The sequence below is a fragment of the Streptococcus azizii genome (assembly GCF_001984715.1).
In the GTDB taxonomy this organism is placed as follows: Bacteria; Bacillota; Bacilli; order Lactobacillales; family Streptococcaceae; genus Streptococcus; species Streptococcus azizii.
On the sequence record NZ_MSPR01000003.1, the window covers coordinates 46,652 to 64,149 of the forward strand.

A 17,498-nucleotide genomic window follows, 5' to 3' on the forward strand; every position below is an offset into this window, starting at 1 on the left:
GAAAAAGTCTATTTTCTCCAAAACGATTATTTTATTATGATACTTTACTTAGGTAGTACGGACGGCAGCAACTTCCTACGGGATTTCATGCCTAGATTTTGAGCCTGAGTCTCAAAATCTCCGAACACCAGAAACAGAACGTTTCTGGTGTTTTTTGTTACGGCGTAAAGTAGCGGTTATGGGCTCGCTTCGCTCGCCTTTTCACGAAGAGATAAGAGCACTGATACTAGCCTTCGATGTTGACATTGACAAATTTTCTCAGAGATACTTTGTCTACAACCTGAACAACTCCTATAATTAGGAGATGTTTTTTGTATTCTGAAAGATAAATACTTTGCTTAGAACATAGTTGAGTACAATGACAAGAACCTGTGAAATGAGGGTTGCAATGGCATTGATACTAGCGAGGTTCTGGTTGACGAACTGCCCGATGAGTTGGGGGAAGGCATCTACCAAGATGTAGGCTAGCAGCATGTCAAGTAACAAGGTGGTCACTCGAGCAGAGATGAATTTCAGGAGGCGTACGGGCCATCCGGACCAGGTCTGTTTAAAGACGATTTGATCATTGGTAAAAAAGGCAAATAGGATGGCGACGCAGTTGGAGACAAAGACAAGGACTAGGGTATGGGGAATGACAAAGAAAAGACCGGTTCTTGTGATCATATAGACCAAGGTTGTCGCTACTCCAAAAAACAGATAGGATAGAATTTCATGATTAAAAAATGCGTTTATATATCTTTTCATACCCTTAGTCTATCATATTCTCTCAAATTGTGCTATACTTGGAATGTTGTAAAAATACGAAGGCAGAACTTTCACAGATGAAATGGCTGCGATAGCGTTTATGAGCTTGCTCGTCTTACAGGTACGAAAACAAGTCTCCAGCCTTCAAAGGTATGGCATATCTTTGAAGGCTGGAAATAGGCTGAAAAGCACCACTGGAGCTTTTCACTCGGAAAATTTCTTATTTCCCAGCTCGGGCTTCTCTGGTCACTTTCTTCTTTCTAGGTGACCGTTGAAACAGTTCACCGAACTTCTAGGCTCACTTTCTTATTTCTAGGTGACCGTTGAAACAGTTCCCCGAACTGTTTCAATCCCATTTTTGCTTTGCTCGCTTCAACAGTCTAGGGATAGACTGTTGAAGGTTGGAAATAAAACGAGTGGAGCTCGTGTCAACCAGTCTAGGGATAGACTGTTGAAGGTTGGAAATAAAACGAGTGGAACTCGTGTCAACCAGTCAGGGATAGACTGTTGAAGGTTGGAAATAAAACGAGTGGAACTCGTGTCAACCAGTCTAGGGATAGACTGTTGAAGGTTGGAAATAAAACGAGTGCAACTCGTGTCAAACGTCCTCGTATCTTGAGGAATTGAACTCGGACTACGAGCTGTGCAAAAAAGATAGGCAGCTGTTTCAGCTTTAGCCGATTACAGATAAGAATCCCTTTGGGATAGTTTTTCCTAGCTTCAAAGGTATGGTATACCTTTGAAGTCGGGAAATAGAAGTTTGCCTTGGCAAACTCTCAGTAACCTTTAAGATATAAGCTGAAAACCTCTACCTGATGTTTTCACTCGGAAAATTTCTTATTTCCCAGCTCGGGCTTCTCTGGTCACTTTCTTCTTTCTAGGTGACCGTTGAAACAGTTCACCGAACTTCTAGGCTCACTTTCTTATTTCTAGGTGACCGTTGAAACAGTTCCCCGAACTGTTTCAATCCCATTTTTGCTTTGCTCGCTTCAACAGTCTAGGAAAAGACTGTTGAAGGTTGGAAATAAAACGAGTGGAGCTCGTGTCAAACGTCCTCGTATCTTATACAACCCTTGGCGCTTCCTTCCTTTAGCCAAGCATATTACACGCGGTTTATCCGCCAAAGGAGAATGATATGGAACAAACAAAATGGACAGTCCGCGACATGGCACATATCGCCTTGGTCGCCGCTCTTTATGTGGTATTGACAGTGACACCGCCGCTCAATGCGATTTCTTACGGTGCCTACCAATTTCGCTTATCAGAAATGCTCAATTTTCTAGCTTTCTATCATCGTAAATATCTAGTAGCTGTTACCATCGGCTGCATGTTATCTAATCTCATTGGCTTTGGAGTTGTTGATGTATTTGTTGGTGGAGGCTCCACCCTCGTATTTGTAGCTCTAGGGGTCTATTTCTTTAAAAAATACCAGGATGAGTATCTATGGAAAGGGCTTGTAAACAAGGCATTTTTATACTTTTCGCTCTTCTTTGCAATGACCATGTGTACCATCGCCCTCGAATTATATGTTTTGTACCAAAGTCCATTTTTAGCGACTTGGTTTACCACGGCTATGGGAGAATTTGCTTCCCTATTTGTTGGTTCTCTAGTGATTGATCGCTTAGCACAGAGGATTGATTTTACAAAATAAAGTTGGTATAGTAGGTTGTTGAAGCAATGACTCACTATTGCTGTAGCAGATACTATCATTTAACATCATCTGAACGAGTGTACTCTTTCTTGTCACTGATTCAGATGATGTTTTTTATTTCATTGGAGATGATGTTGGGGAGAGAGACTACTTGGCTAAATGGTATCACATTCCTTAATCATTCTAAATAATAGGTAGTTTTAGTTGGTATAGGAGTTATATTTCTTCATAAAAATAGCAATCCCCAAAGTTAAAGAGAAGAATGTAAAAATGAAACTAGAAATGATTAAGGAGCTGGCTGGTATAAAGTTAGCAAAAATACTCAAAAGAAATAAGGTTATCATGCTACCAAGGCGGCTAATGGTTGCTTTAAAAGATATTAATGATGATATAGTATCTTTTGAAACGATTTGTGTGTAATATTTTTTTAAAATAAATTGAATAATATAGAATAAAAAGACGTACAAAATATAGACGGGTATATATATGTATGGTTTGTTGGATAGGAAAACCAGCGGTAGGAAACCTAAAGGAATACTGTATAATTTAAATTTAGCGAGTGCTGTTATTTTGTGTGAATCAATGGAGTATGAAATCAAAGCAACTACTTGAAAGAGAATATAGAATAGAGAAAAAAGAGTAGAGGGAATGTCTTTTTCAATAAGAAATGCCTGCCATAGTTGGAAATGTGTTTGAAAAAAAATTTGAGTTAAAAATTCTAATATTATTACAAAACGCATCATATTACTATTTTTTAATTCTTTGAATCCCTTGAGAATATGTTTTTTAAAGTCGTTAATTCTAGGATTTTTTACTTCCTTTTGGATAGTAGACTCTTGGAAGAAGAAGAACGTAATGATGATGGCCAACATACAGAATAGAATACTAAGGAAATATATTCCAGTGCCAAAATATAGATAGAAAATACTCCCTGTTGTACTTCCTATCAATAGAGAAAGAATAGACAGTCGGCTATCTGTAGCGATAAAGCTACTTAACTCAATATTTTTAGATTCTTTAATTTGATTGACTAAGTCTGCGTCAATAGTTCCACTATCGAATGCGGTAGCTATGCCATAGATGAACCAAGCAAGATACAGCAGCCAAAAGCTATTTGAATAGATGATAATGATATACAGTATGATGAGCAATGATTTTGAAATAAGATACATATCTTTTTTAGAGAATATATCTGCTGTCACACCGCTAGGAAATTCAAATAACATCACCGCCAAACTATATGCTGATTGAATCATTAAAATTTGTGATAGAGAGATTCCTTTTGCAATGAACAGTACGGTTAATATGGAATGGGGTAGACTATAGGAAATAGTTACTAAGATACTTGAAAGAAAATAGATATGGATATTTTTACGAAGATTAATGCCCTTCATTTTTCACCCCACAAACCGAACAATTTGGATCTTGTCTATTCTCTAAGGTATATTTTTCAAAAGTATCACTGTTGATTCCGACTCGTGCATTCAAAGATTTGACTTTTTGTAAATTTCCAGAGAAGAATTGGACAATATCAGACATTGCTAAACTAGTAGCTAACGTACTATTTGTAAAACTTGAAGGAGATGAATATTCTGCATTTATGATTTCACTGACATGACTCTGAGAATCCATTGTTGCTACTAATGAATGATTACAAAAAGGACAAGCAGAATTTCTAGGTATGACAAAAGGTCCAATGACGGAAATGTCGTTTAGATACCCTACATTCAAAAAAGGTATTTGTTTTTCAACAAATTTTTCAGATGATATTCTTACTGCTACTTGGTCATCACCGGAAATGATACCGAAAGTTGAATTAGAATCTAGCCCTTGAAGAATGGTTGAGATATTTTCAGCTGTCACATAGTCTGTCACTATCTGTATATCTGATTGGCTATTTTTTTTCTTTAATTCTCGTGCAATCACTTCTGATTTATAGCAACCTATATCCTCTTTAGAAAAAAGAATTTGGCGATTTAAATTACTTCTCTCAATTCTATCTCCATCTATAAGTATTATCTTCTTGGGGAAGTAAACTGATAAGGCATAACTTATAAAATTACCAATACTACCACAGCCAATAACTACAAATGTTGTATGTTTAAATCTGTTCAAAACATCAATTGGATTATCCAATAGTAAATTTAAATAGAGAGCATTTTTAAATTCTTCAGTATCCTCCTTTTGAAAAAGTTCCTCAATAGATGTGACTAATTTATGCTCCAATAATTTTTGAAATAAAGCAAAATCTAAATTATTTCCAATCAAATAGCTCTTTATTTCCTCAATATCTCTGGGCTTGGTTAAAAAATGTAGGATGGATAAGGAAGAATCATATTCTACATCATCAACAAAATATTGTCTACTTCCTACTCCAATAATTTTACTTGGAGATTCCATCATTACTGTAGTAAAACTAGTTTTATATTTCATACTATCTTAATCCTCCTAGTACCTTTATTTGCCAAAAAGAATGATGTATAAAAAATCTATTCAAACTCTTGCTTGAATAGATTTCAAAGTTTGTTTTACAACTAGGCTTATTAATTTTGAATTGGACCAATCATTTACTCCACCACCTTTCCGATAGAATTAGCGCTCATTTATGTTATAACTATTTTATAATAACAAAAAAAATAAAGATTGTCAATATTTTTTGATTTTTCTGTATTTTCTGTCTATTTTGTTTTTCTTGTATTTTGTAGCATTTATCGTTATATATAAAAATTAGAGGTGAAGCCATCTGCCATTGCAAGAGTATTCTTTGTTTGCTTCTTTTTTCTTTTCAATATCCGTGGTATAGCGGTTTTATTGATTCAACAACAGCGTATGAATTGTCAGATGATCCGATTGCATATAATGGATATGCGGAAAATTTTTATCGTTTTAAGAGAGGTGAATGATGATTTTAAGTGTAGCGTTACAAAATTTACGCATAGGCGACTGGAGTTGGTTTGAGTTTCCTACTAATTTAGAATAGGTAAAACAGCACTTAAACTATCGTGATGGTGATGAAATGATAGTCGTTGATTCAAACTTGGCTGGAATATCAGAACAGACGAGTCTGCAAGAAATTCAGCAGTTGGCAGAAAAGCTAGAAGAAATACCTGCACTATATGAGAAATGCCTAGAACGCTGGCTATCAATCTATGGAGGTATTCGAGGATTTATTAGTGAGTTCGATTTGGAAGATTGGACGATTGTAGAAGCCTCTAACGATGAAGAATTTGGTGTTGCGCTGGTAGAGTGTTTTGAAACAATAAAAATCCCAGCAGAATTAGAAAACTATTTTGACTTTGAATCTTACGGTCGTGATTGTCGTCTGAATAGTAAGGATTTCTTTTCAACTAACAATTACTATGTATTTCGGTAAATAGTAGTCTTTCAAACTACAAATTATTGACGTACGTATTGAAGTACGTTATAATAAAGACAAGTAGGAGGTACTGACAATGAACTTAACATCATTCAGGAAAGATATTTATAACTTGTCAAAAGCAGTCATAGAAAATCATGAAGAGCTTGAAATTTCAGTAGGAGATGAGGGTGCAGGTATTGTTGTTTTATCCCTGGCTGATTATCGAGCTATGAAAGAGTTACATTATTTAGAAAATACAGGAGTTTTGTCAACTGTTCTTGAACGAATGGAAGAGGAAACGGAAGAAGACTTCTTAATTGAGGACGCTCTATGAGTGAATGGTTAGTAATCCCTCACAAGCTCGTTAAAAAGGAAGATATTCCAAAATTAGAAAAAGCAGGTTTGATGGGTGATTTTAATGAGATTGTTTCTATTTTGAAAGAAAATCCCTATAGTCGAGTTCGTAGAATGGAAAAGCTGTCTCCTAAAAATAAGGAGATTTACTCCATGAGAGTAAATATTCAGCATAGGGTTGTTTATACGATTGATAAGTCACGGAAAATTGTAAAAATTTGGTCTGCTTGGTCTCATTATGAGCAACGCTTGCCAAAGAAATAGTATATAAGAGCTAACAATGCAAAAGGTTGTTAGCTTTTTGTGTTGTTGGAGAAATAAAATATGATTGAAATAGTATAGTCAATCAGTTTTAAAACAGTAATTATGGTATACTAAAGTTATGGCATATGATTTAGATTTTAGAAAACGAGTGATTTCGTTTGTTCAAGACGAAGGTCATACTCGTAAAGAAGCTTGTCAGCTCTTTGATATTAGCGTAAACACTCTCTATTTATGGGAACAACAGTTAAAACATCACGGGACTTTGGCGGTTAAAAAGCGTTCCCCACGTCCTAGAAAATTGCCACTGGATCAACTTCAGAAGTTTGTCTCAGCACATCCAGATGCCTTTCTCCGTGAAATAGCTGAACAGTTTGATTGCACACCGCAGTCTGTTTGGGCTGCTTTAAAGAAACTCAAAGTAACTTTAAAAAAAGACAACAACTTATAAAGAGCAGGACGCAGGAAAAGTCCAGCAGTTCTCAACCATTCTCCAACACCTATCCGGCTATCCAATCATCTACATTGATGAAACCGGCATTGACACTTATTTAACACGCCCACGAGCGAGAGCTCCTAGGGGACATAAGGTTCTGGAGAAGATTAGTGGAAGAAGGTTTGAGCGTATTTCAGTTGTAGCTGGTCAAATTGGACATCAATTTGTAGCTCCGATGATTTACAAAGAAAGTATGACAAGTGACTTTTTTATGAAGTGGAGCTGTTACCCTCCTTATCTGAAACTCATGTTATTGTGATGGATAATGCGACTTTTCACCCCAAGAAACAACTAGATGAGCTTTGTATTGAACATCACCACTTCTTTCTGCCCTTACCTCCTTATTCACCGGAATTAAATCCAATTGAAACTGCTTGGGCAAACTTAAAGAAAGCAATCATAGAATTATTACCACTTAAACCAATGTCTTTTAATACTTATTTGCGTACACATTTTTCTAAATCAGGTATTCAGAAAGGGGAAGTGTTTAATCTCACAACTCATGCCTTGCGACATTCTCATATCAGTTTATTGGCAGAATTGAATGTCCCTTTAAAGTTGATAATGGAGCGTGTAGGTCATGGAGATGAAAAGACTACCTTAGAAATTTATACTCATGTGACGGATACAATGAGAGAAGATTTGAAGGGTAAGCTCGAAAATATGGAGATACCAAAAAAGTACCAAAAATCAGATAAAATGTGATAATGTGTGAGGTTAATTGATAAAGAACGGTAGGTAGAGTGATTGGGGGAAAGTGTAAAATGATAAGGTTTGAGCTGATTTGATAATTTCTGATTTTATTATTTTATTTGTGTGTGCTATAATAAGGGCTATGGAAGAAAAATATGTGAAAATTGCCCAGGACTTGGGTGTTCGTTTAAAGCAGATTGAGAGTGTCTTGACCCTGACAGCAGAAGGCAATACTATCCCCTTTATCGCTCGGTACCGTAAGGAAATGACGGGAAATTTGGATGAAGTTGTCATCAAGTCTATTATTGATTTGGACAAGTCCCTAACGGCTCTGGCAGAGCGCAAGGCAAGCGTCTTAGCCAAGATCGAGGAGCAGGGAAAATTGACCGATTCGCTGCGCCAGGCGATTGAAGGAGCTGAAAAATTGGCAGATGTAGAAGAGCTATACCTGCCTTATAAGGAAAAACGTCGCACCAAGGCGACCATTGCACGGGAGGCGGGTCTCTTTCCTTTGGCTCGGCTCATTTTGCAAAATGTCGCAGACTTAGAAAAAGAGGCGACCTCTTTCATCTGTGAAGGTTTTGAAACGGCAAGCGCTTGTTTAGCTGGTGCAGTGGATATTTTGATTGAGGCAATTTCGGAAGATGTGAAATTGCGGGCCTGGACCTATCACGAGGTTCTACACTATTCTATCCTTCATTCGCAGTTGAAGGATCAAGAAGCTGATGAAAAGCAAGTCTTTCAGATTTACTACGACTTTTCTGAAAAAGTAGCCAATATGCAGGGATACCGGACATTAGCCCTCAACCGTGGAGAAAAAGTAGGGGCCTTGAAAGTCTCCTTTGAGCATCATCTAGAAAAAATACTACGTTTTTTTGAAGTCCGTTTCCCGCAGAAAAATACCTATATTACAGAAGCTATTAGCCAAGCAGTCAAGAAGAAAATCTTGCCAGCAATGGAGCGGCGGATTCGGACAGAATTGACAGAGTCAGCTGAAGAAGGGGCCATTTCTCTCTTCTCAGATAATCTGCGCAACCTCCTGTTAGTACCACCATTAAAAGGGAAGATGGTCTTGGGATTTGACCCAGCTTTCCGGACGGGGGCCAAGCTAGCGGTCGTGGATCAGACCGGAAAACTGTTGGCGACCCAGGTAATCCATCCTGTCAAACCAGCCTCTCAGACCCAGATTGCTCAAGCGAAAGAAGAACTTGCCAGCTTGATTGGTCAATATGGCATTGAAATCATTGCTATTGGAAACGGGACAGCTAGCCGAGAATCAGAGAGTTTTGTAGCAGAAGTCTTACAGGCATTTCCGACTGTTCGCTATGTCATTGTTAATGAAAGTGGTGCGTCTGTCTACTCAGCTTCTGAGTTGGCTCGGCATGAATTCCCAGACTTGACAGTAGAGAAGCGTTCGGCTATCTCTATTGCCCGTCGCCTACAAGATCCGCTGGCAGAGTTGGTAAAAATTGATCCAAAATCAATCGGAGTTGGCCAGTATCAGCATGATGTCAACCAGAAGAAATTAACAGAAAGCCTAAATTTTGTGGTTGATACAGTGGTCAACCAAGTCGGAGTCAATATCAATACAGCAAGCTCCGCCCTCCTTGCCCATGTAGCTGGACTCAATAAGACCATTTCGGAAAATATTGTCACATATCGAGAGGAGCACGGCGCCTTGACTTCGCGAGCAGAATTAAAGAAGGTTCCGCGTCTGGGAGACAAGGCTTTCGAGCAAGCTGCTGGTTTCTTACGGATTCCAGAGGCTAGCAATTTTTTGGACAATACGGGGGTTCACCCAGAGTCCTATCCAGCTGTTCAAAAACTGTTCGATTTGCTAGGAATTGAGCAGATAGATGAAGTCGCTCAGGAAAAATTAAAGGCTGTTCCGTTAGAAGAAATGGCTGCTAGACTTGGTCTTGGTAAGGAAACCTTGAAAGATATTATCGCTGATCTACTCAAACCGGGAAGGGATTTACGAGATGATTTTGCAGCACCTGTTCTTCGTCAGGATATTCTTGACTTCAAGGATTTGGAAGTTGGTCAGAAATTAGAGGGTGTGGTCCGTAATGTGGTTGATTTCGGTGCTTTTGTTGACATTGGAATCCACGAGGACGGCTTGATTCACATTTCTAATATGAGTAAAACCTTCATTAAGCACCCTAGCCAAGTGGTTTCGGTCGGTGATTTGGTAACCGTTTGGGTCCATAAGCTAGATGCTATTAGAGAAAAAGTCAATCTCAGTTTGGTGCCTCCTCATGAATCTAACTGACTATGTTCGGCGGGTCTCACGTGAAGATTTCGGAAAAGAATTTCGCCATCAGGCTTACTGGAATCGCCGTTTGAAAACGACAGGTGGGTGTTTCTTTCCAAAGGATGGTCACTTGGATTTTAATCCGCGTTACTATGAAGCAGCCCCTCTTTTGTTTCGCAAGATTGTCCGCCACGAACTCTGCCATTATCATCTCTATTTTGAGAAAAAGGGATACCGCCACAGGGATAGGGATTTTAAGGAATTGCTAGAGGCAGTAGATGGGGTACGATATGCACCTGCCCTTTCGGCATTTGAGACGAATGTTTATCTCTATCAATGCCAACAATGCGCCCATGTCTATCCGCGGAAGCGGCGTATAAATACAGCAAAATATGGCTGTGGCAAGTGCCGCGGGCCGCTGCTGTTCGTCGAGAAAAGAAATCAGTCCTCGGGCTGATTTCTTTTGCCTTGTCTATGGTATAATAAAGGAGAATCGAGGTGAGAAGATGGCACGAGAAGCACAAAAACGACTGATCGAATTATATGAAAAAGGTGTTTTGACAAAAGACGAAGCACGTGCCTGCTTTTTGGAGTTTGACGAGGAGCCAGATTTTTTAGTTGAGGAGGAAAAGCCCCGTCTGAGTTTTACGCTTCCAAGTTTGAAAATTTTTTCTTCGTCCAAGTTGAAGCAAGACTATGCTTTTTCGGATATTGAATCTCTCTTTATTAGCGTATCAAAGGGAAAAATTGTCTTTGTGAAAAGCAAATCGGAGCAGGTTCAGATTCATCTAGTCTACCCTCAGCAGACCCATCAAACCTTTTTACCTCAGATTTATGTTGAAAATCGAGGGTTGCACTTTGCTTCAAACCTCCCCTGCCATCTGACGGTTTCCTTGCCAAATCAGTGGATGTCGATTTTAAATTTAGAGTTGGGAAGAGCAGATGCGAGATTAGATTATCTTCCGTTTGAAGATGTCTCTATCCATAGTGCGACGGATAAAAAACAACAGGATATCCGTATTACAGCGATGGATCAGATGTCTCAGCACCTCTTCTTGCAACTCGTCGAAGCGCCGATCTATCTGCAAGTTCCTAAGCATCAGGGCTTGCGGGGTAAGGTTGAGAGTTCGACAGGTCAGCTTGTAGTCAATAAGAAAAAAAAGCCCAGTCCTTATTATTGTGAAAAGAAAGGGGATAAGCTCCTTCGGCTTCATATAAAAACAGTGACGAGTCAGATTATCGTGAAAGGAGTGCAACATGCCATTCGGATTTTATAAGCAGAAAAACAATAAACTCATCTCCGGTGTATTGGCTGGGTTAGCCAATCGCTTTCACTGGGATTTGACTACGACACGGCTTATCTTTGTCGTCATCTGTTTGTTGGGGCGTCTAGGTTTACTTGCGATTGCAGGCTATATCCTAGCTACCATCCTACTTCCTTTTAAAGAAGATGTTTATGCAGAACGTTACGGAACAGGCCCTCGCAAGGTAAAAGATGCAGAGAAGATTCACAAACATAAGTGGTAGAGAAGTAGGAGTGGATTCTTTGAAGTTCACTCACTGCTTCCTTTTTTGTATTCTCCTCCTATCTTGTGGTATAATAGTTTGTAAAGAAATGAGAGGGTTTATCGTATCGGAAACGACCGATGCTGTAAATAGAAGGTATGACATGGGAGTTTTTGTCAAAGAGTTGATCGACAATGTACGTGTAGACATTGCCTACAGTACAGAAGCATTGCTCGAAAAAGAGATTACGACATCGGACATTACACGTCCAGGGCTTGAGATGACGGGCTATTTTGACTACTACGCTCCAGAGCGGATCCAGCTGATGGGAATGAAGGAATGGTCTTATTTAATGGCGATGACATCGCACAATCGTTATCAGGTCTTGCGGAGAATGTTTCAACCAGAAACACCAGTAGTGATTGTGGCACGTGGTTTGGAAGTCCCTGAGGAGATGCTTCAGGCAGCTGAGGAAAAAGGAATTGCTGTTTTCCAAAGTCAGACTGCAACGAGCCGCTTGGCGGGGGAATTGTCCTCTTATTTGGACTCACGTTTAGCGCAACGTACCAGTGTTCATGGGGTACTCATGGATATCTATGGGATGGGAGTGTTGATCCAGGGGGATTCAGGAATCGGTAAGAGTGAGACAGGTCTTGAGTTGGTCAAACGCGGTCATCGAATCGTTGCGGATGACCGTGTGGACGTCTATGCCAAAGATGATGTAACCCTCTGGGGAGAGCCTGCTGAAATTTTACGACACTTGCTTGAAATTCGTGGTGTAGGAATCATTGATATCATGAGTCTATATGGGGCAAGTGCTGTGAAAGAATCATCAGAAGTGCAGCTTGCCATCTATCTTGAAAACTATGAAACAGGCAAGGTCTTTGATCGCTTGGGAAATAGTGGTGATGCTATTGAAATTGCGGGAATCACTATTCCACAGATTCGGATACCAGTAAAAACAGGGCGTAATATCTCTGTCGTGATTGAAGCAGCAGCGATGAACTACCGCTCAAAGCAAATGGGCTTTGACGCAACCAAGGAATTTGAGAAGCGCCTCGGTAGATTGATTGAAAGTAACAAGGAGTAGCCTATGATTGATCCAGTTGCTGTAAAATTAGGGCCTCTTGACATTCGCTGGTATGCCTTGTGTATCATTACAGGTTTAATCTTGGCAGTTTTTCTAGCTTCAAAAGAAGCTCCGCGGAAAAAAATTTTAGCGGATGATATTTTCGATTTCATTTTGCTTGCCTTTCCCCTTGCCATTCTCGGAGCAAGAATATATTACGTCGTTTTTTCCTGGGATCTTTACAAGGACAATCTCCTGTCTATTTTTGCCATCTGGGAAGGGGGGATTGCTATCTATGGTGGTCTCTTGATGGGCTTTGTCGTCCTGCTCGCCTTTACCCGTCACCGCTTTATTGATCCGTGGGATTTTCTAGATGTCGCAGCTCCGTCTGTCATGATTGCCCAAGCGATTGGGCGTTGGGGAAATTTTTTCAACCAGGAAGCCTACGGAGCCAGTGTTGCCCACCTCGACTACCTGCCAGCCTTTATCCGCAAGCAAATGTATATTGATGGAAGCTACCGGACACCAACATTTTTATATGAGTCCTTGTGGAACTTGCTTGGCTTTGTCCTCATTTGTGTACTACGTAGACGCAAAAGGCTACTCAAGCAAGGGGAGATTACGCTCTTTTACCTTGTCTGGTATGGAGCTGGTCGCTTTGTCATTGAGGGGATGCGGACAGATAGCCTAATGCTCTTCGGTTTACGCGTTTCCCAGTGGTTCTCTGCCCTGCTGGTGGTTCTTGCCCTTGCCCTAGGAATATACCGACGTAGGAAAGACCTACCTTACTATCAAGATACAAAGGTCGCTTCCTAGTTTGGTTGTTGATGTTCATGTAGTATAGTCATTTAGTTTATACCTAAAGGTAGCCACAGCTGTAATTGACTAAATCTGAAACAGCTGCGTCTCTTTTATTACTTCGACGAGTGAAAAGCTCCAGTGGAGGTTTTCAGCCTACCACCTTTCATTAAAAAAGTGGTCGTTAGAAACTCCGTTTCCCTATTTCCAACCTTGCCACTTCGCTCTCAAATTTCTAGGCTCAGGCTGAAACAGTTCACCGAACTGTTTCACTCTCCCAGATTATTGGAACTCGCTTTGCCGTACTCTACGATTGTTACTGACTATCATCAGTATGATTTCCAACCTTCAACAGTCATTAGACTGTTGAAGCAGCCTGCAGCTCGTTGCCTAGTACTAAAAGCAAACTAAAAGACTGTATAAGAAAAGGAGATTTTTATGTTGATTGAAGTATCTGTTTTTATTATTGCAGTAGCCCTTGCTGCTGTTGCAGTTTACATTATTCTCTTGCTGAAGAAACTATCCAATGTGGTAGATGAAGCACAGCAGAGTTTGGCTGTTTTGACGAGCGACGTCAATGTGACACTTTACCAAACGAATGAACTGTTAGCCAAGACAAATGTCCTTGTCGAAGATGTAAATGGCAAGGTTGCTACATTGGACCCATTATTTGTAGCAGTAGCCGATTTATCAGAATCAGTATCTGATCTCAATAGCTCTGCTCGCGATTTGACAGTTAGAGCGCGTACAGCAGGTCAACGGACCGTTAAAGTTGGTGGTGCCCTAGCTGTTGTTAGTAAACTATCTTCTATTTTAGGAAAGAAAGGAGAAAAACATGGTTAAAAAGTCTAGTATTTTCACCAGTATTTTATTAGGTGCAGCAGGTGGAGCCGCTGCGGCTGCCTTCCTTGCCACCAAGACTGGTCGAGCAGTCAAGCAAAGGGTGGTGAACTTTGCTAACGATTACAAGGGAAATCATGAAGAAATCAATGCTGAACTAATCCAAAGGGTACAGGATTTAGGTCAACAAGCGGTTGGCAGATACGAAACGGTCAAAGATCAACTGGCATCTGGTGAGTTGACAGTGGATCATTTCCTACAATCTGGAAAAGAGAAAGCGCAATTTGTAAAGTCACAGTCTCTTGAAAAATTTGAGCAAATCAAGGAAAAGATTGCGGAACAAAACGTAACGACGGGAGATTTGCTTGAATCTATCAAAGAAAAGACTAGGACCCTTCCTTCAACGAATGACATCGTAGAAGAAGTTTCTGTCACAACAGAAGATATTGAAATTAACCTGCCAGAGTTAGAAGAACAATAAAAAATCCGCAACGGCGGATTTTTTGCTATGGACAAAAATAGAGCCGAGTTTATTTTTTCTCGGCTCAATGTTTTCTTTTAGATAGTTTTCCCTTTATGAAAAATCGTACCAATTTCAAACCGATTAGTCCTGTTGCGATTGCCAAAATGAAAGCTAAAAAGACAGGGATATGATTTGAAAGGTAGCAGTAAGCAGCAATCACAGTAATGATACTAAAAATAGCAATATTCAAAAAGAAGAATAATTCTTTGATTCGTTCCTCGTTTTGATTCCTTGCGTGATATGCGTGATAGGTGGCCTGTTGTTTCTCTTTCGGGATAGATTCGTCATACTGGTTGTCGTCAGGCCGATATTGTCTAAGTGCCATATCGTCTCCTTTGTGCCTATTAAGATTATCATAACAATGCTAGCTTTCTGTAACAGAATTATTACATTTTCATTACAAAAAAATGAGAAAAGTTTGAATCTTAAAATCAAGGGAAAGGGTGAAGAATGTCGCAGATTGTGATATAATAAATTTTATGGAAAAAATTGTTATTACAGCGACTGCTGAAAGTATTGAACAAGTCAAACAGCTATTAGAAGCAGGAGTAGACAGGATTTACGTAGGAGAAGAGAACTATGCCTTGCGGCTTCCGCACTCCTTTACCTATGATGAGTTGAGGGAGATTGCTCGCTTGACGCACGAGGCTGGAAAGGAATTAACGGTTGCGGCCAATGCCCTCATGCATCAAGACATGATGGATACTATTCAGCCTTTCATGGAATTGATGAAAGAAATTCAGGTGGATTATTTGGTGGTGGGAGATACGGGAGTCTTCTATATCAATAAGCGCGATGGCTACCATTTTAAGCTCATCTATGACACATCTGTTTTTGTCACGTCTAGTCGCCAGATCAATTTCTGGAAGGATCATGGTGCTGTCGGTGCAGTGCTGGCGAGAGAAATTCCAGCAGAAGAACTCTTTGATATTGCCAAAAATCTTGAAATTCCAGCGGAAATATTAGTTTATGGTGCGTCTGTTATTCACCATTCTAAGCGGACGCTGTTGCAGAATTACTATCACTTTACAAAGGCAGATGAGACAGATCTATCGCGACAGCGTGGACTGTTTTTGGCCGAGCCGAGTGATCCCGAGAGCCACTATTCCATTTACGAGGACAAGCATGGGACTCATATTTTCATCAATAATGATATTGATATGATGATGAAATTAAATGAGTTAATCGAGCATGACTACCTGCATTGGAAATTAGATGGAATTTACTGTCCAGGTGATAATTTTGTAGAAATTGTTAAACTCTTTGTTGAGGCAAGGGGTTTGGCAGAAGCTGGAGAATTGACCTATGATCGAGCCGTCTTGCTGGATGAACAGGTTCGCAAATGGCACCCAAAAGAGCGAGGGCTGGATACAGGTTTCTATGAATACGATAGGGATAAGGTAAAATAGGATAGAAGATGACAGAAAGAACAATAAAACGTCCAGAGGTCTTGTCGCCTGCTGGAACTTTGGAAAAATTAAAAGTAGCCATTGATTATGGGGCAGATGCTGTATTTGTTGGGGGTCAGGCTTATGGCTTGCGCAGTCGAGCTGGAAATTTCTCCATGGAAGAGATGAAAGAAGGCATTGACTATGCTCATGAACGTGGCGCCAAGGTCTATGTGGCAGCCAACATGGTTACCCACGAGGGCAATGAAGTGGGAGCGGGGGCATGGTTTCGCGAATTGAGAGATATGGGGCTTGATGCTGTTATTGTCTCAGATCCAGCCTTAATTATGATTTGTGCGACAGAGGCTCCAGGGCTTGAAATCCACCTATCTACGCAGGCCTCTTCTACCAATTATGAGACCTTTGAGTTTTGGAAAGAACTGGGCTTAACACGGGTTGTTTTGGCACGTGAAGTAACCATGGAAGAATTGGCTGAGATTCGCAAGCGCACCAGCGTTGAGATTGAGGCTTTTGTTCACGGGGCTATGTGCATTTCTTATTCCGGTCGTTGCGTACTGTCCAATCATATGAGTAATCGCGATGCCAATCGTGGGGGCTGTTCTCAATCCTGTCGCTGGAAATATAATCTTTATGACCTACCGTTTGGAGAAGAACGTAGAAGTATCAAGGGACAGGTGCCAGAAGAATTTTCGATGTCAGCGGTGGATATGTGCATGATTGAGCATATCCCAGATATGATTGAAAATGGTGTTGACAGTTTGAAAATTGAGGGGCGGATGAAGTCTGTTCACTATGTGTCTACTGTGACCAACTGTTATAAAGCAGCAGTCGATGCCTACTTAGAAAGTCCAGAGAAATTTGAAGCGATTAAGCAAGACTTGATAGATGAGCTATGGAAGGTTGCTCAGCGTGAATTAGCGACAGGATTCTACTACAAGCCACCGACGGAAAACGAGCAACTATTCGGAGCTCGTCGCAAAATTCCAGAGTATAAGTTTATTGCAGAAGTTGTCGCCTTTGATAAGGAGACGATGACGGCAACGATTCGTCAGCGTAACGTTATCAATGAGGGGGATGAGGTCGAGTTTTACGGACCAGGGTTCCGTCATTTTGAAACCACTATTACTGACTTGCGTGACTCAGATGGAAATCCTATCGAACGCGCCAATCGCCCAATGGAACTCCTTACGATTCGTCTACCGCAGGAAGTCTATCCAGGAGATATGGTACGCGCCTGCAAATCAGGACTGATTAACCTCTATCAGGAAGATGGAAAATCGGTCACCATCCGTGCGTAACAAAGATACAAGAGCGTTAAACAACTCCTAGAAAAAATAGACAATCGAAGCAGGTTGTCTTGCAACCAATGAGATTGGTCTTTTTTTCAGTGAGTTGTAGCTCGAGTTCAATTACAAGATACAAAGGGCGTATAAAAAGCGACTGAAAAATAGGAGGATGCCGCAGTGTTCGATGAACACAAGAAAGCCTATCTTTTTTCCGAGCTTTTAGCCCGTGTTCAATTAAGATGTGAGGACGTTTGAT

The 17,498-nt window shown here is 40.3% G+C and carries 20 protein-coding genes and 1 riboswitch; of the genes, 16 read left to right on the plus strand and 4 right to left on the minus strand.

Annotated features, from left to right (window positions below; genetic code table 11):
- Positions 1 to 297: 297 nt before the first annotated feature.
- Positions 298 to 744 (minus strand): GtrA family protein, encoded by a 447-nt coding sequence (locus BVE84_RS02500; protein WP_076995513.1) that lies wholly within the window; start codon positions 742 to 744, stop codon positions 298 to 300.
- Positions 745 to 1,785: 1,041 nt separating this feature from the next.
- Positions 1,786 to 1,882, plus strand: a riboswitch (PreQ1 riboswitch).
- On the opposite strand from BVE84_RS02500, the gene BVE84_RS02505 reads away from it, so the two are divergent.
- Positions 1,880 to 2,395 carry a QueT transporter family protein gene (locus tag BVE84_RS02505; RefSeq protein WP_076995514.1) on the plus strand — a complete coding sequence of 172 codons (516 nt, stop codon included), beginning with the start codon at positions 1,880 to 1,882 and terminating at the stop codon, positions 2,393 to 2,395. Its footprint overlaps the riboswitch before it by 3 nt.
- A gap of 200 nt (positions 2,396 to 2,595) precedes the next feature.
- Here BVE84_RS02505 and BVE84_RS02510 read toward each other — a convergent pair whose 3' ends face one another.
- Both BVE84_RS02510 and BVE84_RS02515 read right to left on the minus strand, forming a co-directional pair.
- A complete protein-coding gene (locus tag BVE84_RS02510) occupies positions 2,596 to 3,789 on the minus strand; it encodes an MFS transporter (RefSeq protein ID WP_076995515.1) in 1,194 nt (397 codons plus the stop codon).
- The gene (locus BVE84_RS02515; RefSeq protein WP_076995516.1) at positions 3,776 to 4,828 is read right to left on the minus strand and encodes a ThiF family adenylyltransferase; all 1,053 of its coding nucleotides are present in this window, start codon (positions 4,826 to 4,828) and stop codon (positions 3,776 to 3,778) included. The genes BVE84_RS02510 and BVE84_RS02515 overlap by 14 nt, the downstream gene beginning before the upstream one ends.
- 583 nt (positions 4,829 to 5,411) lie before the next feature.
- Between BVE84_RS02515 and BVE84_RS02520 the strand changes: the two genes are divergently transcribed.
- From BVE84_RS02520 to BVE84_RS02585, 13 genes are all read left to right on the plus strand, one after another.
- Positions 5,412 to 5,768, plus strand: a complete 357-nt coding sequence (locus BVE84_RS02520; protein ID WP_076995517.1) for an antirestriction protein ArdA — start codon at positions 5,412 to 5,414, stop codon at positions 5,766 to 5,768.
- 79 nt (positions 5,769 to 5,847) lie between these two features.
- Entirely contained in the window at positions 5,848 to 6,087 is a 240-nt protein-coding gene (locus BVE84_RS02525) for a type II toxin-antitoxin system Phd/YefM family antitoxin (RefSeq protein WP_076995518.1), read from the plus strand.
- Positions 6,084 to 6,371 (plus strand): Txe/YoeB family addiction module toxin, encoded by a 288-nt coding sequence (locus BVE84_RS02530; protein WP_076995519.1) that lies wholly within the window; start codon positions 6,084 to 6,086, stop codon positions 6,369 to 6,371. Before BVE84_RS02525 ends, BVE84_RS02530 begins: the two co-directional genes overlap by 4 nt.
- A 118-nt stretch (positions 6,372 to 6,489) precedes the next feature.
- Positions 6,490 to 6,819, plus strand: coding sequence for an IS630 transposase-related protein (locus tag BVE84_RS11210; RefSeq protein WP_076995520.1), 330 nt, complete (start codon positions 6,490 to 6,492; stop codon positions 6,817 to 6,819).
- Positions 6,820 to 7,119: 300 nt separating this feature from the next.
- Complete coding sequence (locus tag BVE84_RS11215) at positions 7,120 to 7,569, plus strand: transposase (protein ID WP_279625863.1); 450 nt, start codon at positions 7,120 to 7,122, stop codon at positions 7,567 to 7,569.
- Between the two features lie 130 nt (positions 7,570 to 7,699).
- Positions 7,700 to 9,829, plus strand: coding sequence for a Tex family protein (locus BVE84_RS02550; protein WP_076995521.1), 2,130 nt, complete (start codon positions 7,700 to 7,702; stop codon positions 9,827 to 9,829).
- Positions 9,816 to 10,268, plus strand: coding sequence for a SprT family protein (locus BVE84_RS02555; protein ID WP_076995522.1), 453 nt, complete (start codon positions 9,816 to 9,818; stop codon positions 10,266 to 10,268). The genes BVE84_RS02550 and BVE84_RS02555 overlap by 14 nt, the downstream gene beginning before the upstream one ends.
- 49 nt (positions 10,269 to 10,317) lie before the next feature.
- Positions 10,318 to 11,088, plus strand: coding sequence for a hypothetical protein (locus tag BVE84_RS02560; protein ID WP_076995523.1), 771 nt, complete (start codon positions 10,318 to 10,320; stop codon positions 11,086 to 11,088).
- Entirely contained in the window at positions 11,069 to 11,338 is a 270-nt protein-coding gene (locus BVE84_RS02565; RefSeq protein ID WP_076995524.1) for a PspC domain-containing protein, read from the plus strand. Before BVE84_RS02560 ends, BVE84_RS02565 begins: the two co-directional genes overlap by 20 nt.
- 142 nt (positions 11,339 to 11,480) lie before the next feature.
- A complete protein-coding gene (hprK, locus tag BVE84_RS02570; protein WP_076995525.1) occupies positions 11,481 to 12,407 on the plus strand; it encodes an HPr(Ser) kinase/phosphatase in 927 nt (308 codons plus the stop codon).
- A 6-nt stretch (positions 12,408 to 12,413) separates the two neighbouring features.
- Positions 12,414 to 13,202, plus strand: a complete 789-nt coding sequence (gene lgt / locus BVE84_RS02575; protein ID WP_076995623.1) for a prolipoprotein diacylglyceryl transferase — start codon at positions 12,414 to 12,416, stop codon at positions 13,200 to 13,202.
- Positions 13,203 to 13,622: 420 nt separating this feature from the next.
- Positions 13,623 to 14,027 carry a DUF948 domain-containing protein gene (locus tag BVE84_RS02580; RefSeq protein ID WP_076995526.1) on the plus strand — a complete coding sequence of 135 codons (405 nt, stop codon included), beginning with the start codon at positions 13,623 to 13,625 and terminating at the stop codon, positions 14,025 to 14,027.
- Positions 14,020 to 14,505 carry a YtxH domain-containing protein gene (locus tag BVE84_RS02585; protein WP_076995527.1) on the plus strand — a complete coding sequence of 162 codons (486 nt, stop codon included), beginning with the start codon at positions 14,020 to 14,022 and terminating at the stop codon, positions 14,503 to 14,505. The genes BVE84_RS02580 and BVE84_RS02585 overlap by 8 nt, the downstream gene beginning before the upstream one ends.
- Positions 14,506 to 14,569: 64 nt before the next feature.
- Here the strand turns inward: BVE84_RS02585 and BVE84_RS02590 are convergent, their stop codons facing one another.
- Entirely contained in the window at positions 14,570 to 14,872 is a 303-nt protein-coding gene (locus BVE84_RS02590; protein ID WP_076995528.1) for a DUF3270 domain-containing protein, read from the minus strand.
- Between the two features lie 154 nt (positions 14,873 to 15,026).
- On the opposite strand from BVE84_RS02590, the gene BVE84_RS02595 reads away from it, so the two are divergent.
- Together BVE84_RS02595 and BVE84_RS02600 are read left to right on the plus strand one after the other, a co-directional pair.
- Positions 15,027 to 15,956: a peptidase U32 family protein gene (locus BVE84_RS02595; protein ID WP_076995529.1), complete on the plus strand. Its 930-nt coding sequence runs from the start codon at positions 15,027 to 15,029 to the stop codon at positions 15,954 to 15,956.
- 8 nt (positions 15,957 to 15,964) lie between these two features.
- Entirely contained in the window at positions 15,965 to 17,254 is a 1,290-nt protein-coding gene (locus BVE84_RS02600; RefSeq protein ID WP_076995530.1) for a peptidase U32 family protein, read from the plus strand.
- Positions 17,255 to 17,498 lie beyond the last annotated feature (244 nt).

What these genes read in the sequence shown, in the direction of transcription:
- BVE84_RS02500 (WP_076995513.1), bottom strand. Translation starts at nt 744, where the DNA reads ATGAAAAGATATATAAACGCATTTTTTAATCATGAAATTCTATCCTAT.
- BVE84_RS02505 (WP_076995514.1), top strand. Translation starts at nt 1,880, where the DNA reads ATGGAACAAACAAAATGGACAGTCCGCGACATGGCACATATCGCCTTG.
- BVE84_RS02510 (WP_076995515.1), bottom strand. Translation starts at nt 3,789, where the DNA reads ATGAAGGGCATTAATCTTCGTAAAAATATCCATATCTATTTTCTTTCA.
- BVE84_RS02515 (WP_076995516.1), bottom strand. Translation starts at nt 4,828, where the DNA reads ATGAAATATAAAACTAGTTTTACTACAGTAATGATGGAATCTCCAAGT.
- BVE84_RS02520 (WP_076995517.1), top strand. Translation starts at nt 5,412, where the DNA reads ATGATAGTCGTTGATTCAAACTTGGCTGGAATATCAGAACAGACGAGT.
- BVE84_RS02525 (WP_076995518.1), top strand. Translation starts at nt 5,848, where the DNA reads ATGAACTTAACATCATTCAGGAAAGATATTTATAACTTGTCAAAAGCA.
- BVE84_RS02530 (WP_076995519.1), top strand. Translation starts at nt 6,084, where the DNA reads ATGAGTGAATGGTTAGTAATCCCTCACAAGCTCGTTAAAAAGGAAGAT.
- BVE84_RS11210 (WP_076995520.1), top strand. Translation starts at nt 6,490, where the DNA reads ATGGCATATGATTTAGATTTTAGAAAACGAGTGATTTCGTTTGTTCAA.
- BVE84_RS02550 (WP_076995521.1), top strand. Translation starts at nt 7,700, where the DNA reads ATGGAAGAAAAATATGTGAAAATTGCCCAGGACTTGGGTGTTCGTTTA.
- BVE84_RS02555 (WP_076995522.1), top strand. Translation starts at nt 9,816, where the DNA reads ATGAATCTAACTGACTATGTTCGGCGGGTCTCACGTGAAGATTTCGGA.
- BVE84_RS02560 (WP_076995523.1), top strand. Translation starts at nt 10,318, where the DNA reads ATGGCACGAGAAGCACAAAAACGACTGATCGAATTATATGAAAAAGGT.
- BVE84_RS02565 (WP_076995524.1), top strand. Translation starts at nt 11,069, where the DNA reads ATGCCATTCGGATTTTATAAGCAGAAAAACAATAAACTCATCTCCGGT.
- hprK (WP_076995525.1), top strand. Translation starts at nt 11,481, where the DNA reads ATGGGAGTTTTTGTCAAAGAGTTGATCGACAATGTACGTGTAGACATT.
- BVE84_RS02580 (WP_076995526.1), top strand. Translation starts at nt 13,623, where the DNA reads ATGTTGATTGAAGTATCTGTTTTTATTATTGCAGTAGCCCTTGCTGCT.
- BVE84_RS02585 (WP_076995527.1), top strand. Translation starts at nt 14,020, where the DNA reads ATGGTTAAAAAGTCTAGTATTTTCACCAGTATTTTATTAGGTGCAGCA.
- BVE84_RS02590 (WP_076995528.1), bottom strand. Translation starts at nt 14,872, where the DNA reads ATGGCACTTAGACAATATCGGCCTGACGACAACCAGTATGACGAATCT.
- BVE84_RS02595 (WP_076995529.1), top strand. Translation starts at nt 15,027, where the DNA reads ATGGAAAAAATTGTTATTACAGCGACTGCTGAAAGTATTGAACAAGTC.
- BVE84_RS02600 (WP_076995530.1), top strand. Translation starts at nt 15,965, where the DNA reads ATGACAGAAAGAACAATAAAACGTCCAGAGGTCTTGTCGCCTGCTGGA.